This window comes from Akkermansiaceae bacterium (assembly GCA_019634595.1).
GTDB lineage: Bacteria > Verrucomicrobiota > Verrucomicrobiia > Verrucomicrobiales > Akkermansiaceae > Luteolibacter.
In genome coordinates this window covers 243,669-259,345 of sequence record JAHCBC010000002.1, presented here as the reverse complement: position 1 = coordinate 259,345, position 15,677 = coordinate 243,669, and the positions used below count along the sequence as shown (strand labels likewise).

Annotated in this window: 18 protein-coding genes; 9 read left to right on the top strand and 9 right to left on the bottom strand. The window is 64.5% G+C overall.

Features of this window, described 5'->3' with window-relative positions:
* Positions 1-77 precede the first annotated feature (77 nt).
* Complete coding sequence (gene tsaB, locus KF712_06910) at positions 78-755, bottom strand: tRNA (adenosine(37)-N6)-threonylcarbamoyltransferase complex dimerization subunit type 1 TsaB (protein ID MBX3740701.1); 678 nt, start codon at positions 753-755, stop codon at positions 78-80.
* Positions 756-893: 138 nt separating this feature from the next.
* Between tsaB and KF712_06905 the strand changes: the two genes are divergently transcribed.
* From KF712_06905 to KF712_06885, 5 genes are all read left to right on the top strand, one after another.
* Positions 894-2,024: a citrate synthase gene (locus KF712_06905; protein ID MBX3740700.1), complete on the top strand. Its 1,131-nt coding sequence runs from the start codon at positions 894-896 to the stop codon at positions 2,022-2,024.
* Positions 2,025-2,037: 13 nt separating this feature from the next.
* Positions 2,038-2,397: a hypothetical protein gene (locus tag KF712_06900; protein MBX3740699.1), complete on the top strand. Its 360-nt coding sequence runs from the start codon at positions 2,038-2,040 to the stop codon at positions 2,395-2,397.
* A gap of 163 nt (positions 2,398-2,560) precedes the next feature.
* The gene (locus KF712_06895; protein MBX3740698.1) at positions 2,561-3,175 is read left to right on the top strand and encodes an OmpH family outer membrane protein; all 615 of its coding nucleotides are present in this window, start codon (positions 2,561-2,563) and stop codon (positions 3,173-3,175) included.
* A gap of 54 nt (positions 3,176-3,229) precedes the next feature.
* Positions 3,230-3,766 (top strand): sigma-70 family RNA polymerase sigma factor, encoded by a 537-nt coding sequence (locus KF712_06890; GenBank protein ID MBX3740697.1) that lies wholly within the window; start codon positions 3,230-3,232, stop codon positions 3,764-3,766.
* Positions 3,763-4,116 (top strand): hypothetical protein, encoded by a 354-nt coding sequence (locus KF712_06885; protein ID MBX3740696.1) that lies wholly within the window; start codon positions 3,763-3,765, stop codon positions 4,114-4,116. The genes KF712_06890 and KF712_06885 overlap by 4 nt, the downstream gene beginning before the upstream one ends.
* Positions 4,117-4,343: 227 nt before the next feature.
* Here KF712_06885 and KF712_06880 read toward each other — a convergent pair whose 3' ends face one another.
* The 5 genes from KF712_06880 to KF712_06860 form a co-directional block, all read right to left on the bottom strand.
* A complete protein-coding gene (locus tag KF712_06880) occupies positions 4,344-5,699 on the bottom strand; it encodes an alkaline phosphatase family protein (GenBank protein ID MBX3740695.1) in 1,356 nt (451 codons plus the stop codon).
* A 9-nt stretch (positions 5,700-5,708) separates the two neighbouring features.
* On the bottom strand, positions 5,709-6,590 hold the full coding sequence (gene folD, locus KF712_06875; GenBank protein MBX3740694.1) for a bifunctional methylenetetrahydrofolate dehydrogenase/methenyltetrahydrofolate cyclohydrolase FolD: 882 nt from the start codon (positions 6,588-6,590) through the stop codon (positions 5,709-5,711).
* A gap of 14 nt (positions 6,591-6,604) precedes the next feature.
* Positions 6,605-7,273, bottom strand: a complete 669-nt coding sequence (locus KF712_06870) for a lysophospholipid acyltransferase family protein (GenBank protein MBX3740693.1) — start codon at positions 7,271-7,273, stop codon at positions 6,605-6,607.
* The gene (locus tag KF712_06865) at positions 7,273-8,772 is read right to left on the bottom strand and encodes a xylulokinase (GenBank protein MBX3740692.1); all 1,500 of its coding nucleotides are present in this window, start codon (positions 8,770-8,772) and stop codon (positions 7,273-7,275) included. Before KF712_06865 ends, KF712_06870 begins: the two co-directional genes overlap by 1 nt.
* A gap of 317 nt (positions 8,773-9,089) precedes the next feature.
* Positions 9,090-11,357: a transglycosylase domain-containing protein gene (locus tag KF712_06860; protein ID MBX3740691.1), complete on the bottom strand. Its 2,268-nt coding sequence runs from the start codon at positions 11,355-11,357 to the stop codon at positions 9,090-9,092.
* Between the two features lie 126 nt (positions 11,358-11,483).
* Between KF712_06860 and KF712_06855 the strand changes: the two genes are divergently transcribed.
* Positions 11,484-12,554, top strand: a complete 1,071-nt coding sequence (locus tag KF712_06855; protein MBX3740690.1) for a hypothetical protein — start codon at positions 11,484-11,486, stop codon at positions 12,552-12,554.
* 52 nt (positions 12,555-12,606) lie between these two features.
* Here KF712_06855 and KF712_06850 read toward each other — a convergent pair whose 3' ends face one another.
* Entirely contained in the window at positions 12,607-12,801 is a 195-nt protein-coding gene (locus KF712_06850) for a hypothetical protein (GenBank protein MBX3740689.1), read from the bottom strand.
* 196 nt (positions 12,802-12,997) lie between these two features.
* On the opposite strand from KF712_06850, the gene accD reads away from it, so the two are divergent.
* A complete protein-coding gene (gene accD / locus KF712_06845; GenBank protein ID MBX3740688.1) occupies positions 12,998-13,831 on the top strand; it encodes an acetyl-CoA carboxylase, carboxyltransferase subunit beta in 834 nt (277 codons plus the stop codon).
* The gene (locus KF712_06840) at positions 13,831-14,421 is read left to right on the top strand and encodes a hypothetical protein (GenBank protein MBX3740687.1); all 591 of its coding nucleotides are present in this window, start codon (positions 13,831-13,833) and stop codon (positions 14,419-14,421) included. Before accD ends, KF712_06840 begins: the two co-directional genes overlap by 1 nt.
* A gap of 112 nt (positions 14,422-14,533) precedes the next feature.
* On the opposite strand, the gene KF712_06835 is transcribed toward KF712_06840, so the two are convergent.
* Both KF712_06835 and KF712_06830 read right to left on the bottom strand, forming a co-directional pair.
* A complete protein-coding gene (locus tag KF712_06835; GenBank protein ID MBX3740686.1) occupies positions 14,534-14,953 on the bottom strand; it encodes a type II toxin-antitoxin system VapC family toxin in 420 nt (139 codons plus the stop codon).
* The gene (locus tag KF712_06830; protein ID MBX3740685.1) at positions 14,928-15,152 is read right to left on the bottom strand and encodes a type II toxin-antitoxin system Phd/YefM family antitoxin; all 225 of its coding nucleotides are present in this window, start codon (positions 15,150-15,152) and stop codon (positions 14,928-14,930) included. The genes KF712_06835 and KF712_06830 overlap by 26 nt, the downstream gene beginning before the upstream one ends.
* A gap of 80 nt (positions 15,153-15,232) precedes the next feature.
* Between KF712_06830 and KF712_06825 the strand changes: the two genes are divergently transcribed.
* Positions 15,233-15,616 carry a hypothetical protein gene (locus KF712_06825; GenBank protein ID MBX3740684.1) on the top strand — a complete coding sequence of 128 codons (384 nt, stop codon included), beginning with the start codon at positions 15,233-15,235 and terminating at the stop codon, positions 15,614-15,616.
* Positions 15,617-15,677 lie beyond the last annotated feature (61 nt).

Here is a 15,677-nt window from a genome sequence, read left to right as displayed (position 1 = left end):
ATTGAGAGCAGGCCTATCTCAGGATGCCGTTGCTGTGGGTTCCTGTTGCAGCCGGAGGACAGGAGTGTCCTCCCTCCTTACACCTTCAGCCACGACCGTTTCGCGGGCGTGATGTGCGGGGGCTTGAGATACATCGGCTGTGGAGGCTCCGCGGTCCAGCGGGCGCGGGTTTCGTCGTCGGTGTGGCTCCACGCTCTCCACAGCAGGGCGGCGGTGGGGAAGCCGAGGCGCACGCGTTCAACAATCTCCGGAGGGAGGGGAAACCCCGCGGGATCCTCGAAGGAAACAATGGGATGCCCTGCTGAAACCGCGGCGGACACGGCGGACTGGAGGCCATGGGCGTCCGTCAGCGATGGCTCCGTTTGAAGCATGAAGTTCTCCGCCTGCGCCGTCCAGTAACTGCCCCGGCGCGCATCCCCGATGACGAGATAGGGCGCACCATTCTCCGCCTGCGGCAGCGCGAGGATGGAAGGGAACGCCACGACCGGAGCACCATGGGCGATGGCAACCCCCTGCGCGGCGGAAATGCCCACCCGCGTGCCGCTGTAACTGCCCGGACCGCTCCCCGCCAGCACCAGACGGATGCTTCCCGCCGCTTCCTTCCCAATGAGTTCCCCCAACGGGCCGAACAACAGCGCGTTGTGGCTGCGGTCGCTGGTGAACTCCTTCTGCGCCAATGCTCCCTCCGCACCGACGAACGCCAGCGAAGCCGCCGGAGTGGAGGTTTCGACGATGAGAACGGAGGTTTCTGGCATGAAGGAAGCTTACGCCACGGGGGCCACCCGTGCCAACCTGCTTTCAGCGGGGGAAATCGCGTCGTTTCTCCCTTGCCGTCAGCGGCCATACCCGCTTTGTTCCCGAACGCCTTGTTGAAATCCTGAAAATTTTCCCTCATGACTGATTACGCACGCGGCCTGGAAGGGGTCATTGCCAACGAATCCGCCCTCAGCAACGTGATCGGCGATATCGGCGAGCTGAGCTACCTCGGCTACCACATCGATGAGCTGGTGAACAACTGCACCTACGAAGAGGTCATCTACCTTCTCCACAAAGGCCGCCTGCCGAACCGCGCCGAACTCACCGACTTCGAGGCCCGCATCCGCTCCGACCGCCGCCTGCCGGACGGCGTGATCGAGTTCCTGAAGAACGCACCGAAACACGCCGCCCCCATGGATGTGCTCCGCACCGGCATCTCCATGCTCGGCCTTTACGACAAGCGCGTGAAAATCGGCGTGCCGGACATCGAGGCGGACTCCGAAATCGCCCTTTCCATCGTGGCGAAGATCCCGGTCGTCGTCGCCGCCTACCACCGTTTCCGCCAGGGACTGGAACTGCCACCCGTGCGCGACGATCTCTCCGAGGCGCAGCATTTCCTCTACCTCATCAACGGCGAGGAAGCCGGTGAGGTGTCCGTGAAGATCCTGGACGTCGCCCTGATCCTCCACGCGGACCACGGCATGAACGCCTCCACGTTCTCCGCCCGCGTGACCGTGGCCACCCTTTCGGACATGTATTCCGCCATCACCTCCGCCATCGGCACCCTGAAGGGACCGCTCCACGGCGGCGCGAACGAGGGCGTGATCCACATGCTCCAGGAGATCGGCGAGCCGGACCAGGTCGATGAGTACGTCGAGGGCAAGCTGGCCCGGAAAGAAAAAATCATGGGCATCGGCCACCGCATCTACAAGGTGCTGGACCCGCGCGCCCCGCACCTCCGCCGCCTGGCCATCCAGCTCACCGAGGAACTGGGCGAGCCGAAGTGGATCAAGATGTCCGAGCGCATCGCCCAGATCATGCGCGAGCGCAAGGGGCTGGAAGCGAACGTCGATTTCTACTCCGCGACGGTCTATTACTCCCTCGGCATCCCGACTGACCTTTTCACGCCGATCTTCGCCATCGCCCGTGCGTCCGGTTGGACCGCGCAGGTGCTGGAGCAGCTCCGCGACAACCGCCTCTACCGCCCGCTCACCCTCTACACCGGCCCGAAGGAACTGATGAAGGTGCCGCCGATGGAGTCCCGCTGAGACCCCTGCGCGCATGAAACCCATCTTCATGATCCCCGGGATCGTGGCGCTCTGCCTCGCCTCCTGCGCGAAGGATGGCGATGCCGCGCTTGAGGATCCTCTGGCCCCGGGTGTCCCAGGCGAGAACGCTGCGGCCGGAACTCCGGGAGCCGCCTCCGGACAAACGGAGAAGAAACCGGAGGACGTTTCCAAGACCGTCGGTGATCCTCTCCTGCCAGGAGGCCAGAAAGGGAAGGACGAAGGCCTGCGCCTGCCGAACATGCTGGGCCTGCCGGAAGACCGCGACCTCAAGGCTACCAATCCCACCACCACGGCATCCGAACCGGAAAAGGGGGGTGTGATTTCCCGCCCTCCGGTTGAGAAAAAGGAGTGAGCGGCGGCGGATGGCCGTGGCGAGATCTCCTGACGGGCTGCATCGGAGCGCTGGCTTCAGCCGGCACCGGAGAATCAAGTGTTTCCGCCCATGCCGGCTGAAGCTGGCACTCCGTTCATATTTTTCCGGGGGATTTCCCGGCCGCCGCGCGTTGATGGGGTGAATGAGACGCTTCCCCATCCTTCCCATCCTCTTCCTTGCCGCCGCCTGCGGGTTGCCGCCCTGCGCCGCGCGGACCGCTGCGCCGAAGATCGCCACGGTGGACATGCAGGTGCTTTTCAAACGGCACCCGCTGACCCATGAGGCGGAGAAGGAACTCGCCGGGGAGCGCGCCCGCGTCCAGAAAGACAACAATGAACGCGGTGCCCGCGTGCGGGAGGTGGAAACGGAGCTGAACGCGCTGCGGAAGCAACTGGAAGATCCGACGGTGAACGAGGCGAAGAAGCAGTCGCTGTTCAAGCAATGGCAGATGCGCCAGCAGGAGGGACTGGCCATGGAGCGGGAGCGGGTGGAGTTCCAGCGCCGCCGCACGCAGGCCATCAACGAGCGGATGGTGCAGCGGATGAAGGAGATCCTGGGGGAGATCCGCAAGCTGGTGGTGGAGCAGGCGAAAAAGGACGGCTATGACCATGTGCTGGACAGCTCCGGCCTCAGCACCTCCCAGGTGCCCATGCTGCTCTACTCGAAGGACGCGGCGGACATCACGGCCAGCCTGCTGGGCCAACTGGGTGCGCTGCCGGAGCCGGCCGGAGATCTCCCCGCGCCGGAACCCCAGTGAAGCACGTGCTGGCATCCCCCGCGGAAATGGCTACGCTACCCTGAATCGACCATCATGGAAATCACCGCCCTCAGCCATGGACTGGCGCGCTGCGACGAAGCGGCGTGGGCGCATTTCCATGATCGCTACTACGGGTGGCTCATCCACCGCGCGATGTCCCGCGGCGCATCTGCCGGGGACGCGCCGGAGATCATCCAGCGCGTCTATCTGCGTGTCCTGCGCCATGCACGGATGTTCCGGAAGGCGGATGCCTTCGAGGCGTGGCTATGCTGCCTGACCCGCTGCGAGGTCATCGACGCGGCCCGCAGCGGCAAGCGCCGCACCTGGCTGGGGGAGAAATTCCAGCAATGGCAGGCGACCCGATCCACGGAGGGGGAAAGCTCCCATGGTGAACGCCTGCATGAGGCGATGGCCCGGCTGGAAGACGCGGAGCGCACGCTCGTTTCCCGCCACTATCTGGAGGGATGGTCGCAGGCGGAACTCGCCGAGGACGCGGGAACCACCGTGAAAGCCATCGAGCGCCAGCTCTCCCGGCTGCGGCTGCGCCTCCGGGACCAACTCAACCTGCCGGACAACCGCCGCCCCACATGAACGCCACCGATCCCAGAGCCATGGAAGTGTGGAACCACACCCTGGACGCCATCCACCGCGAACGCCGCCGACGGCGGACGCGCAGGACCGCCCTCACCGTCGCCGCCGTGATGTTGCCGGTGTTGCTGATGGTTTTGCGGAAGGAACCCGCGACCGCTGTCATCACCAAGGATGAACCCCCTCCCCTGGTGATGGAGATGGAACATCCCTCCCTGGCAGTGCTGGTCATCCGTGACGGCGTGCCGACCCTGGAAGCCCTATCCCCCGGGGATCTTCCGGATACGGAGCTTCATCTCTCGCTGGCTCCCATCCTCGCGGACTACCGCGACCTTTCCGAAGAGAAATTCTGAGTAAGGAGCACTCGAACCCGCGTTGGGGTGTGGAAGGAAGAGTAACCTGATCTTGCGGCGGAGATCCAAAGTTCGTAGGCACGGGGTCTGAGCAGGCTGCCACCGCCCACTGGTGACGCGATGCACCCATCGTGATCCCGTCAAGGAGTATGGCCGCAGCTTCCGCGGGTGGATCATTGGTGGCACGGTGCGGCTGGCTTCGGTTCGCCGCGCCGTGTCCACCCTCCTCACTCTCCCACCAGTGCCTCGATCATTCCGGCGATGTCCTCCGGTGACGTGATGTTCCCGGGCGCACCGATGACCACCGGCTGTTCGGACTCCGGGACATTGTCGCGGCCGTGGGAGCCTTTCACCAGTGAGGCGTCCAGCGGGATGACTTCCATCAGCCCGCGCAGGCCGAGTTTCTTTTTCAACAGGAACTTCGCGATCCTGAGCTTGGGAAAAGCGATGGCGGGATCGAGATACAGCTCGCACGGGTCGTAGCCCGGCTTGCGGTGGATGTCGATGGTCCGGGCGTAGTCCGGCGCAACCTTGTCGTCCTCCCAGAAATAGTAGGTGAACCACGCGTCCGGCTCCGCGATGGCCATGAAATCGCCCGCCCTTTCCGTGCCCGCGCCTTCGCCCCAGACCTGCGGGGTTTCGCGGATTTCATCAATGCCCGGGGTGGCTTCCAACAAGGCGCGGACTTCATCCCGGATTGCCGGATCATTCACATAAACATGGGCCATCTGATGGTCGGCGACGGCGAAGGCCTTGCAGCCGCCGCAGTCCAGTGTTTCCCGGCCCAGTTCGTCCTTCACCTGGATCCAGCCCTTCGCGCGGAACAGGCGGTTCAGGTGGATCACCCGTGTGACGGGGGAGATGCCGTATTCGGACAGCACCACGACCTTCACGTTACGGGATTCATAGTGGCGGATGAGGTCCATCACGACGTCATCGATCTTCCGGCACTCGGCGGGGATGTTGGCGGCAGCCGGGCCGTCCTTCTGCAGAGGGTAGTCCAAGTGCGGCAGATAGACCAGGCTGAGCGTGGGCGAGTGCTTTACCTCCACCCATTTCGCGGATGCGGCGATCCATTCGGAAGAGGCGATGCCCGCCGCAGGCCCCCAGAACGCGGGGAACGGGAACGGGCCGAGATCCGCCTTCAGTTCCTCCCGCATGCCCATCGGCTGGGTGTGGACGTCGAAGAACTTGCGGCCATCCGCAGGATACAGCGGGCGCGGGGTGATGGAGAAATCGACGGTAGCGTACATGTTGTACCACCAGAACAGCTTCGCGCAGGTGAAGCCCGGGACTTTCCTCCGCAGGCGGTCCCACATCTTTTCGCCGCGGACGATGTGGTTGCTCTGCTTCCAGAACTTCACCTCCGCCGCCTCCCGGTCATACCAGCCGTTGGCCACCGCGCCGTGTGCGCCGGGCGGGGTGCCCGTCACCATGGAGGACTGCGCGGTGCAGGTGACGGCGGGAAAGGCGGGTTTGAAACTCTGGAGGCCGTGCTTTTCCGCGAATGCCGTCAGGCCGGGCATGTCCGCTCCCAGGAGCGAGCGGGAAAGCCCGACGACATTGATGACGGCGACGCGCATGGGAACCCTTTACGCTCCGATCTGCCGCGCGGCTTGCAGCGTGTTTTTCATCAGCATGGCGATGGTCATCGGACCGACGCCGCCGGGAACCGGGGTGATGGCGGAGCAATGCGGGGCCACCTCGTCATAGGCGACGTCTCCGGTCAGGCGGTAGCCGGACTTCTTCGACGCATCCTCCACGCGGTTGATGCCGACGTCGATGACCACGGCACCGGGCTTTACCCAGTCGGCCTTCACCATCTCCGGGCGGCCCACGGCGGCGACGATGATGTCGGCGCGGCGGCAGATGCCGGGGAGGTCCTTCGAGCGGGAATGGGCGATGGTCACGGTGGCGTTGGAATTCTTCGCGACCAACAGCAGCGCCATCGGCTTGCCGACGATCATGCTGCGGCCGATGACCACGGCTTCCGCGCCGGAAGTCGGGATGCCGGAAACCTCCAGGATCTTCATGCAGCCCGCGGGCGTGCAGGGGACGAAGCCGGTGGGATCTTCCAGCGCCAGCTTCGCGACGTTCTCAGGGTGGAAACCATCGACATCTTTGCGCGGGTCGAGCGCGCGGACGATGGCTTCTTCATCGATGTGCTTTGGCGGCGGCGACTGGACGAGGATGCCGTGGATGGCGGGGTCGTTGTTGAGGTCCTCCACGACCTTCAGCAGTTCTTCCTGGGTGGTTTCCTCAGGCAGTTCGACTTTCTTCGAGAACAGCCCCAGTTCGCCGCAGGTGCGCGCCTTCGAGCCGACATAGACCTTCGACGCCGGGTCACTGCCGACCAGCACGACGGCGAGGCCCGGGGTGATGCCTTTTGCTTTCAGCTCGGCCGCTTCGGCGCGGCATTCTTCGAGGACGGCGGCGGCGATGGCTTTTCCATCGAGGATGCGTGGCTGGGACATGGTTGGGAAAAATATCAGAGGTCGTCGGTTCCCGCGCGGAGGATCGCCTGCAGGCGGTCGCACTCGGCGGCGAAGGCAGCTTCGTCCATCCCGGCGGGCACGACAAGCTTCTCATCGAAAACCACCCTCACCCGGCTGAACGGCTTCGGGATCACCAGGCGGTCCCAGGTTTTCAGCCGCCAGGCGGAGGCATAGGTGGCGTGGATGGGGATGATCGGCACACCGGAAGATTCCGCGATCTTCACCACGCCGGGCTGGAATTCGTAACGCGGGCCACGCGGACCGTCCGGGGTGATGCAGACGTCCAGTCCCTCCTTCAGCGCGCGCTTCATGCCCACCAGCGCGGCGACCGCCCGCCGTGAGGAGGAACCGCGCACGGCACCCAGGCCGAAGACGGCCATCGCGTGGGAGAGCATGGCCCCGTCATGGCTGGCGCTGGTCAGCACCACGCTCTTGCGGTTGTTGCCGCCGGTCTTGTGCCAGATGGGGGGGAGGGTGAAGATGCGGTTGTGCCAGAGCGCGAACATCACCGGCGTGGAGAAATTTCCCGGCGTGCAGATGCCGGAACGGTCCTCGATCTCATAGCGCAGGGTGGCGGCCCACAGCTTCATGAACCACCCGGCGAGCGTGCCCAGCACCTCCGCCTTCCGGCTTTCCCGGACTTCACTGTCCTTCTTTCCCATCAGATGAATCCGGCGGGGTGAAGGGTGTCCACCAGGTATTGCTGCCGGGACATCATCTCCTGGTAAAGTTCATGGGTCTGCATGTCCGGCTCCACGCGCAGCCGTGGATCCCCGGAGACCAGATACGTGGCGATCTCTGCGAAGCCGAGCGACTCACCGCTTTCATGGAAGAAGGACACCGCCGCCTGCATGGCCGCGCCGACCGCCGCGCCCTGGCGGCTGGAAACCGGGGCGACCGGGATGCCCAGCACATCCGCCAGCAGGCGGAGCGTCACCGGACTGACCCCGCCGGGGCCGAGCAGGCGGATCTCCGGCGGGTCGAAGCCGAGGTCGCGCAGGCGGCTCATGGCGTAGCCGAGGCCGAGCGCCACGCCCTCCGCGGATGCCCGCGCGAGGTGGCCGGGAGTGAAGTTCGCCGGAGTGATGCCATGGAGCACACCCGTGCCCTCCGGCAGCCGGGGGATCGTCTCGCCGGAAAAATAGGGCAGCATCAGCAGGCCATCCGCACCGGGGGAGACGGCGGCGACGTTCGCCTCATACTCCTCATGGGTCCATCCGTAGTGCCTGCGGAGGATTTCCGGAGCGACGGTGATGTTGGAGACGGTGGCCGTGCCGAGCCAGCCGCCGGTGGCGTTGCAGAGCGGGAGGATCTCACCGCGCAGGTCGATGACCGGGTCATCCCCCACTCCGGCGACGATGCCGGTGGGGCCCAGTTCCATTGCGACGGTCCCGGTTGAGACACAGCCGGCTGCCAGCGCGGAAAGCATGGCGGAGCCACTGCCTGCGGAGATCTGCACCAGCTCGGGCAGCCCCCATTCCTTTGCCAGCGCGGGGCGGATGAGACCCCGCGGTTGGTCGGAGACGGAAAGCGGCGGCAGCAGGGCGGCCAGGCCCGGGTCGATGAAGTCGATGAGGTCCTGCGACCATGTCCGCCGGCGGATGTCGAAGAGGCCGGTGGCGGAGGCACTGCCCGCCTCCGTGACGCGCTCCCCGCTGAGCCAGTAGGAGATGAAATCCTGGGCGGTGAGCAGGTTCGCCGCACGTTGGAAATGGTAGGGCTCGTGCTGTTTCAGCCACAGGCACTCCGCGGCGGCGGAGTCCACGCCGGGAGCCTGGCCCACCAGCTCGATCAGGCCCGGCGCACCGCCGAACGCCCGGGCGATCTCGTCCGCCTGGCGTTTCACGGAGACATCCCCGGCCATCTTCGCGGGGCGGATGATGCGGTTCCCTTCATCCAGCAGCACCAGCCCGCGCTGCGGTCCCGCCACGCCGATGGCGGCCACCCGGTCCTTCGCCGGTCCCATGGCCAGCAGGCACTGCCGCACCGCACGGTTCACCGCGTCGATCCACATCGCGGGATCCTGCTCGCGGTAGCCCGCCGGCAGGCCCTCGATCCACGCATGCTGGGCGTATCCCTCCGCGCTGATGGCGGCGGCTTCGAGATCGAGCGCCACCGCACGAGTGCCGCCGTGACCGATTTCAATCCCGAGAAAGTGCATTGCGAATGGAGGAAAGTGTCACGGCTCCCATGCCGTCGCAGGATTCTCACAGGCGGACGGCCTTTTACAAGTTCCTCTTCACAAAACGGGAGGAGTAAGGAGGGTGGACACTCTTGTCCACCGGCTGCAATGGCAGACAAAGGAAGAGAAGTTTTCAGCGTTCAGTTTTCGGTAAAGAAAGAAGGCCGACCGCGAATCTTACGAATCCGGTGAATCTCGAAAAGGTCCACATCCCGCCTTTGCGTCTTCTTCGCGACCTTTGCGGTAATCCTTTGTGATTCGCCAATGCCGCCGATGGACAAGAGTGTCCATCCTCCTTACAGCTCCCTCACACGGATGGTGATGCGGTGTGAAATCCCCGTCCGCGGATCGGTGGCGGTGAGGACATGGGTACCGGGCTTCAGATGAATGACGGGCTCAGGGGTTCCCTTTTCCACAACCAGCGTTTCGGACGACCATTCCGCGACGCCGGGCAGGTTGGTGACGGGTCGGAGCCGGTCGGAGCCTGAGGGGATTTCCGGATCCAGCAGGTAGGTGGTGCCATTGGCAGGGGTGATGACGCGCAGCGGCTCCGCGGCGGGCAGCGCCTCGTCCAGTGCCAGCTCGCCCAGCCGGTGGTTGGCGCTGCTTTTGAACCACTCCCTGTAGGTGGGGTCGAGCAGGGCTTTCCCTTCCGCATAATCGGCGGCGGTTGCGGGGACGGGTGTGCGTTCCGGGGGGCAGAGGTCCCGGCGGGCGTGGGGTTTTTCCGGAAAGTCCGATGGCGGGATGAGCTTGCCGTTGCGGGTGTCGATGGTGATGTCGATGAGGCCCGCCGGGCGGTCATACCAGGTGGCCGCGCGGTCCCTGTGCAGGCGCACCATCGTACGGTTGAAGATGGGACCCGCTCCGGCGATGCCGGAAATGCCTTTCATCGGCTGGTGCTCGAAGTTCCCTCCCCACACGCCCACCGTGAAGTCCGGGGTGTAGCCGACGCACCAGTTGTCATGGAAATCCGACGAGGTGCCGGTCTTCACCGCGCAGCGGAACGGGAGGTCGAGCGGACCGCCGGGCGGAAACGATGGAGCGCGCGCCGCGGGATCGGAAAGGATGTCGCTGATCAGGTAGGCGCTGATGGGGTCGAAAACTTCCTCCGGCACGGGTGTGCCCTGGATGGGGAAGAACGTGCAGGGGAGGTATTCCCCGCGGCGGGCGATGGCGGCGTAGGCGTTCGTCAGCTCCAGCAGCTTCACCGGGGCGTTGCCCAGCGTGAGGCCGAGGCCATAGGTCTCCGGCGGCAGGGTCAAAGTGGAGATGCCGAGCTTTTCCAGCAGATCCTCCAGCGGCCGTGGCCCGCCGAGGTGGTTCAGCTCGCGCATGGCGGGCAGGTTCAGCGAACAGGCGAGGGAGGTGCGGAGGGTGACGGGGCCGCGGTATTTCCGGTCATAGTTCTGCGGCAGGTCCAGCCCCTGCGCGGTGCGGAAGGGGGTGGGGATGTCCGACAGGATGGAGGAGGGGATGCGGTGGTTCCGCTCCATGGCGAGGAGGTAGGTGAACGGCTTCAGCGTGGAGCCGGGCGAGCGCGGCTGGGTCGCGCCGTTGAACTGGCCGCCGCGCGGGTCGTTCCATGAGGCGGAGGAAACGAGGGCGAGGATCTCGCCGGTGGCGTTGTCGATCACGACCACGGCGGCGTGGCGGAGGTTCGCTTCCTTCAGCTTCGCCGTTTCCTCGCGGACGATGGCCTCGATGTCGCGCTGGAGCGGCAGGTCGAGGGAGGTGCGCGTGGCGGCTCCCCGCATGTCCGGCAGGGAAGCGAGCCACGGTGCGGCCTGGACGGTGCGGAGCGGGCGCAGGGTGAGGGGTTCCGCCAGCGCGGCGGAGATACGGGATTCATCGTAGCTGGAGTTCCCGCGCAGGCGTTCCAGCACGATGTTGCGGCGCTTGAGCGCCGGTTCCGTGCGGCGGATGGGGTTCAGGCGGGTGGGTGCCTGTGGCAAACCGGCCAGCAGGGCGCACTCCGCCAGCGAAAGGTCGGCCAATGGTTTCTGGAAATAGAAGCGGGTCGCCTCCGCCGTGCCGATGCGCAGGTTCCCGTAGTCCAGACGGTTCAGGTAGGCGGCGAGGATCTGGTTCTTCGACCAGGTCATTTCCAGCCGCCGGGCCCCCAGGATTTCGTGGACCTTCGCCAGCGGTCCGCGCTTCCTCCGGGGCGAGGAAATCTTGATGAGCTGCTGGGTGATGGTGGATGCACCGGAGCTGACGCGGCGTTTCAGGGCCAGGTCCCGTGCGGCCCGCGCGGTGGCCAGCAGGTCCACCCCGCCGTGGCTGAAGAAACGCTTGTCCTCCGCCGCCAGCGTGCAGGCCACCAGGTCCGCCGGGATCTGGCCGAGCGGGATGGGCGCGGCGCGGGTGGAATCCGGCAGCGTGAGGTGGTGGATGGCCGCGCCATGGCGGTCCGTGAGCACCGGAGAGGCCCCGGGATTCTCCAACAATCCGGCGGGCAGCGGCAGCGCGAACGGCAGCGCGAACCAGCCGAGCAACCCCAGAACCAGGCAGGCGGCGGACAGGCGCAGCAGGGTGCGCGGCTTGGGGAAACGGAGTTTCAAGGCTTCGTGCAATTCTTGCCCATCTCCAACGGAAGAAAAGGGAGGATTCTTAGATGTGCGGGCCGATGGGGATGGCGTTGGTTTTTCACGGACAAAACTCCGGATCCGTGCGCGTAATGGTCCGCCATGTTCCTGAAAACCCTATCTCCATCGAAATACGCCCTCGCCCTTTCCGCCTCATTGCTCGTGCCCGTAATGGCGGAGGTGGAGGTCATCGCCGGATTCCCGGTCACGGAGGCGGTGAACGAGCCGTTCAGCGTGGACTTCGACAACAAGGGCGACCTCTACGGCGTGGAGTTCACGAAATCGAACCGCGTGTTCAAACTGTCCGGGAAGAAGCTCACCTTCGTGGCCGGCATCAACCACAACACGGAGAAGGTGAAGCAGGTGGAGCAGCACGATGGGAAGGATCCCATGAAGGCGGCCTTCCATGGCATGCATGACATCCAGATCCTGAAGGGGAAGGCCATCCTCGCGGATTCCTTCAACCACACGATCCGCACGCTGGACCTGGCAAGCGGTGAGGTGGCCACCATCGCGGGCACGCCGAGCAAGGCGGGCTTCGGCGGTGACGGCGGCCCGGCGACGGGTGCTTCCTTCAACATCACGATGACCGGCACGCTTTCCCCGGACCGGAAGCGGCTCTACATCGCGGACATCGGCAACCACCGCGTGCGGGAGATGGATCTGGAGGCGGGCACGGTCAAGACGGTGGCGGGCAGCGGGCAGAAGGGAAATCCCGCCGACGGCACGGACGCGCTTCAGGCTCCGTTGGGGGATGCGCGGGCCGTCACCCAGGCGGAGGATGGCACGCTTTACGTCCTGCTGCGCGGCGGCAACTCGTTGGTGGAGGTGAAGGACGGGAAGGTCCGCACGGTGGTGAACGCCTCCGGCAAAAAGGGCTACGGTGGAGACGGCGGGGATGGCCGTGAGGCCCTGATGAACGGCCCGAAATACGTCGCCATGGACAAGGGCACCGTCCTCATCTGCGACACGGAGAACCACTGCGTGCGCCGCTATTTCCCGGAAACCGGGAAGATCGAACTCGTCGCCGGAACGCCCGCCAAGGCCAGCGACGCGGTGGGGAAAACGCTTCTCGAAACCGGCCTCCGCCGTCCGCATGGCGTCCGCATCGGGCCGGACGGGAAGCTCTACATCGCGGATACCTACAACAACCGCGTGCTGCGGGTGAAGTGAGGCCTGGCTGGAACGATGAAAAGAGTGGGACAGGAGTGTCCCACCTCCTTGCTCAGCGGGTGACAGGCGCGGGCACGGTGGCCAGATTTTCCTTCGTGGCCTCCACCGCGGCGGAGATGCCCCTGTTCTTCGTATCCTTGCCCACGGCGGGGTAGCGGTGCGAAGGCACCTTGGTGACGAAGGTCAGACCCAGCCAGACAGCCAGCATCAGGGAGACGGCAACGACGAAGTTACGTGTATTCTTCAAGTTGGGGCAGGCGACCGATTTGTTTCGCCGCGCGTTTTCTTGATGATTCCGCGCATTTTTGCAATTCAAAAAACCCGGTATGCCAAGAGGTGGCGGCATCAAATCAGTATTGTCGTCCCGCCCTGCCGCCATTAGCGTCCTGCTCCGCGGCACCCGCAATCTTCCGCGAAACAACGGTAACCGAAACCTCTCCTCCATGGGCATCTTCAAAAAACCACCACTTCGCGGAAACGATCGTCGGGACGACATGCCTGACGGCCTCTGGATCAAGTGTCCGGACTGCGGGGCGATGATCCACACCATCGAGCTGAAGCAGAACCTCCACGTCTGCGCCCACTGCAACCACCATTTCCTGCTGGACTCACGGGAGCGCATCAACCTGCTCGCGGATCCGGGATCCTTCGAGGAAACCGAAGCCGGCCTCGTCTCCGCGAATCCTCTGGGCTTCGCCGGCTACCAGGAAAAGACCGCCGGTCTGCGTGACAAAACCGGCCTCGATGATGCCGTCGTCACCGGCCGCCTCACCATCAACGACCAGCCCGCGATGATCGCGGTGATGGATTTCAAATTCTTCGCGGGCTCGATGGGTTCCGTCGTCGGTGAAAAGATCACCCGCGCCGTGGAAGCCGCCATCAAGGAAAAGCGCGGCGTCATCATCATCTCCGCCTCCTCCGGCGCGCGGATGCAGGAGGGCATGCTGTCCCTCATGCAGATGGCGAAGACCTGCGGCGCGCTCGCCCGCCTTTCCGAGGCGAACCTGCCCTACATCTCCGTGCTCACCCATCCGACGACCGGTGGCGTGACCGCATCTTTCGCCACCATCGGTGACATCAACCTCGCCGAGCCGAAGTGCATGATCGGCTTCGCCGGTCCGCGCGTGGTGAAGGAAACGACGCACCAGAACCTTCCTCCCGGCTTCCAGACCGCCGAGTTCATGCTCGAGCACGGCCTCATCGACGCCATCGTCCAGCGGAAGGACCTGCGCGAAAAGCTGGGCAGGCTGCTCTCCTACACGCTGCCGCAGAAGTGATGGAGAATCCCTACCTGACACCTGCCTCGGCGGCAGAACCGTCAGGTCCGCCGCCGGACAGTCCCGAACATATCCGGCGCACGCACCTCAACCACGAGGCATCCGTCCGCTCCATCGGCAACCTGTGCTACCTGGCTGCGATTGTGTGGGGCATATGGCTCCTGAACACGGTGCTCCTTGTGCCGAATATGTTGTTCCTGCAGCAACAGCACGATGGGCTGGTGGCGATCTCCGGGATGGTCTTCACGATCCTGGTCGGCGTGATCCTTCCCGTGGCCATGGTCGCGCTGCTCATCTTCGGAGGGCGGGGACTGCGGAAGCTCACTCCGTGGGGCCGGGTCGTCGGCATTGTCATCGCGGTCATCGGCCTTGCCGCCATCCCCATCGGAACCATCCTCAGCATCTACGCGCTCTATCTCCTCCTTTCGAAGAAAGGGAAGATGGTCTTCAGCCCCGCCTACAAGGAGGTCATGGCCGCCACTCCGGAGGTGAAATACAGGACCTCCATGGTGGTATGGGTGGTCCTTGGACTTTTCATCCTGCTCCTGCTGTTCGCCTGGTTCGCGCCGTCGATGAGCCGTTCAGGGTAGCGTAATGGCTGCGCCATTACGGCTGGGAGAACTTCCGGATCTCCCCGCCGCTCCTTTCGGGAAAAGATGCCATCCATCTGCCTTCCGGGATTGGAGCCGCCGACCCGCAGGATCAGATCGCGATCACCTGCAGGGCCTTCACCGCTTCATTCCAGCGGATGATCTTTTCGTCCGCGGTAAGGAGGGGAAGACCGAGCGTGAGGGCGGTGGCCACGATGATCCGGTCCGCCGGGTCGCCATGGAAATCCTCCAGCCGGCAGCTTTCCAGTGAGATCTCCGCGGTGAGGGGAGCCAACGCGACGGGTGCTTCCAGATTGGCGGAGAACCAGGTCTCGGCATCCGGCTTCAAAGCGAGGCGGCCCTTCATCTCCAGCATCGCGACCTCCCATTGGGAAATCGCGGAGATGACAGCGGTGCCGGAGAAGGCCCTGAGCTTCTCCGCGCGTGGGTCCCCGGCGGCCGCCCATACCCAGACATGGGTATCGAACACGGCGGCGACCAGATTCTCAATTTTCGGCGTCCCAGTGCTCATCGGTCGTCAGGATTTCTCCCAGGATAACGGTGGATCCCTTCGAGCGGCCGAACAATTCGCCGGGCGTGCTGGCTTGGATCGGGACCAGCTCTGCGGCGGGTTTTCCGTGGCGGGTGATCACCACGCTCACCTTTTCTTTCTGGACTCTCTCAACCACCCCGAGACACCGGGCCTTGAACTGGGTTACCGAGATGTTCATAGAAATAGATATAGTCAGACTATGGTCATTTTGCAAACGGAAGTTGTGATTGGAGACCAAGCCTGCCGGAATGGGGAACCATGAACCGCCTGTGCCGCATCGGTCTTCCGGGTGTCGTTACCGCAGCCTTATGCGGGTGTGCGTTCGAGAACCAGTTCCGGAACGTGCCGGAGGAGCGACCGTCGGCGTCTCTCACCTCCCACGAGACCACCGTTTTCAGCATCAACAGTCAGCCCGTATCCTTCTGGAGCAAGGGACGGTTCTCCATTCCTCCTGGCAAGACAACGCTCCGATTGGTGGCTCCCTCCGAGCCATATGAATATGAACCACTGATTTTCACGGCTGTAGAACATCTCCGCTACCAACTAAAGGAATCGGATGACCGGTCATCCGTCGCACTTCTGAATGTGACATACGATGGCGGTCCGATCACCGTCACCACCGTGAAGCGTCTGCAAAAATAGCCGGGCGGTCGCGGGTTTCCGGAAGCGGGGATTTTTCCGAGAGGCGGCCATTGCAAAATTG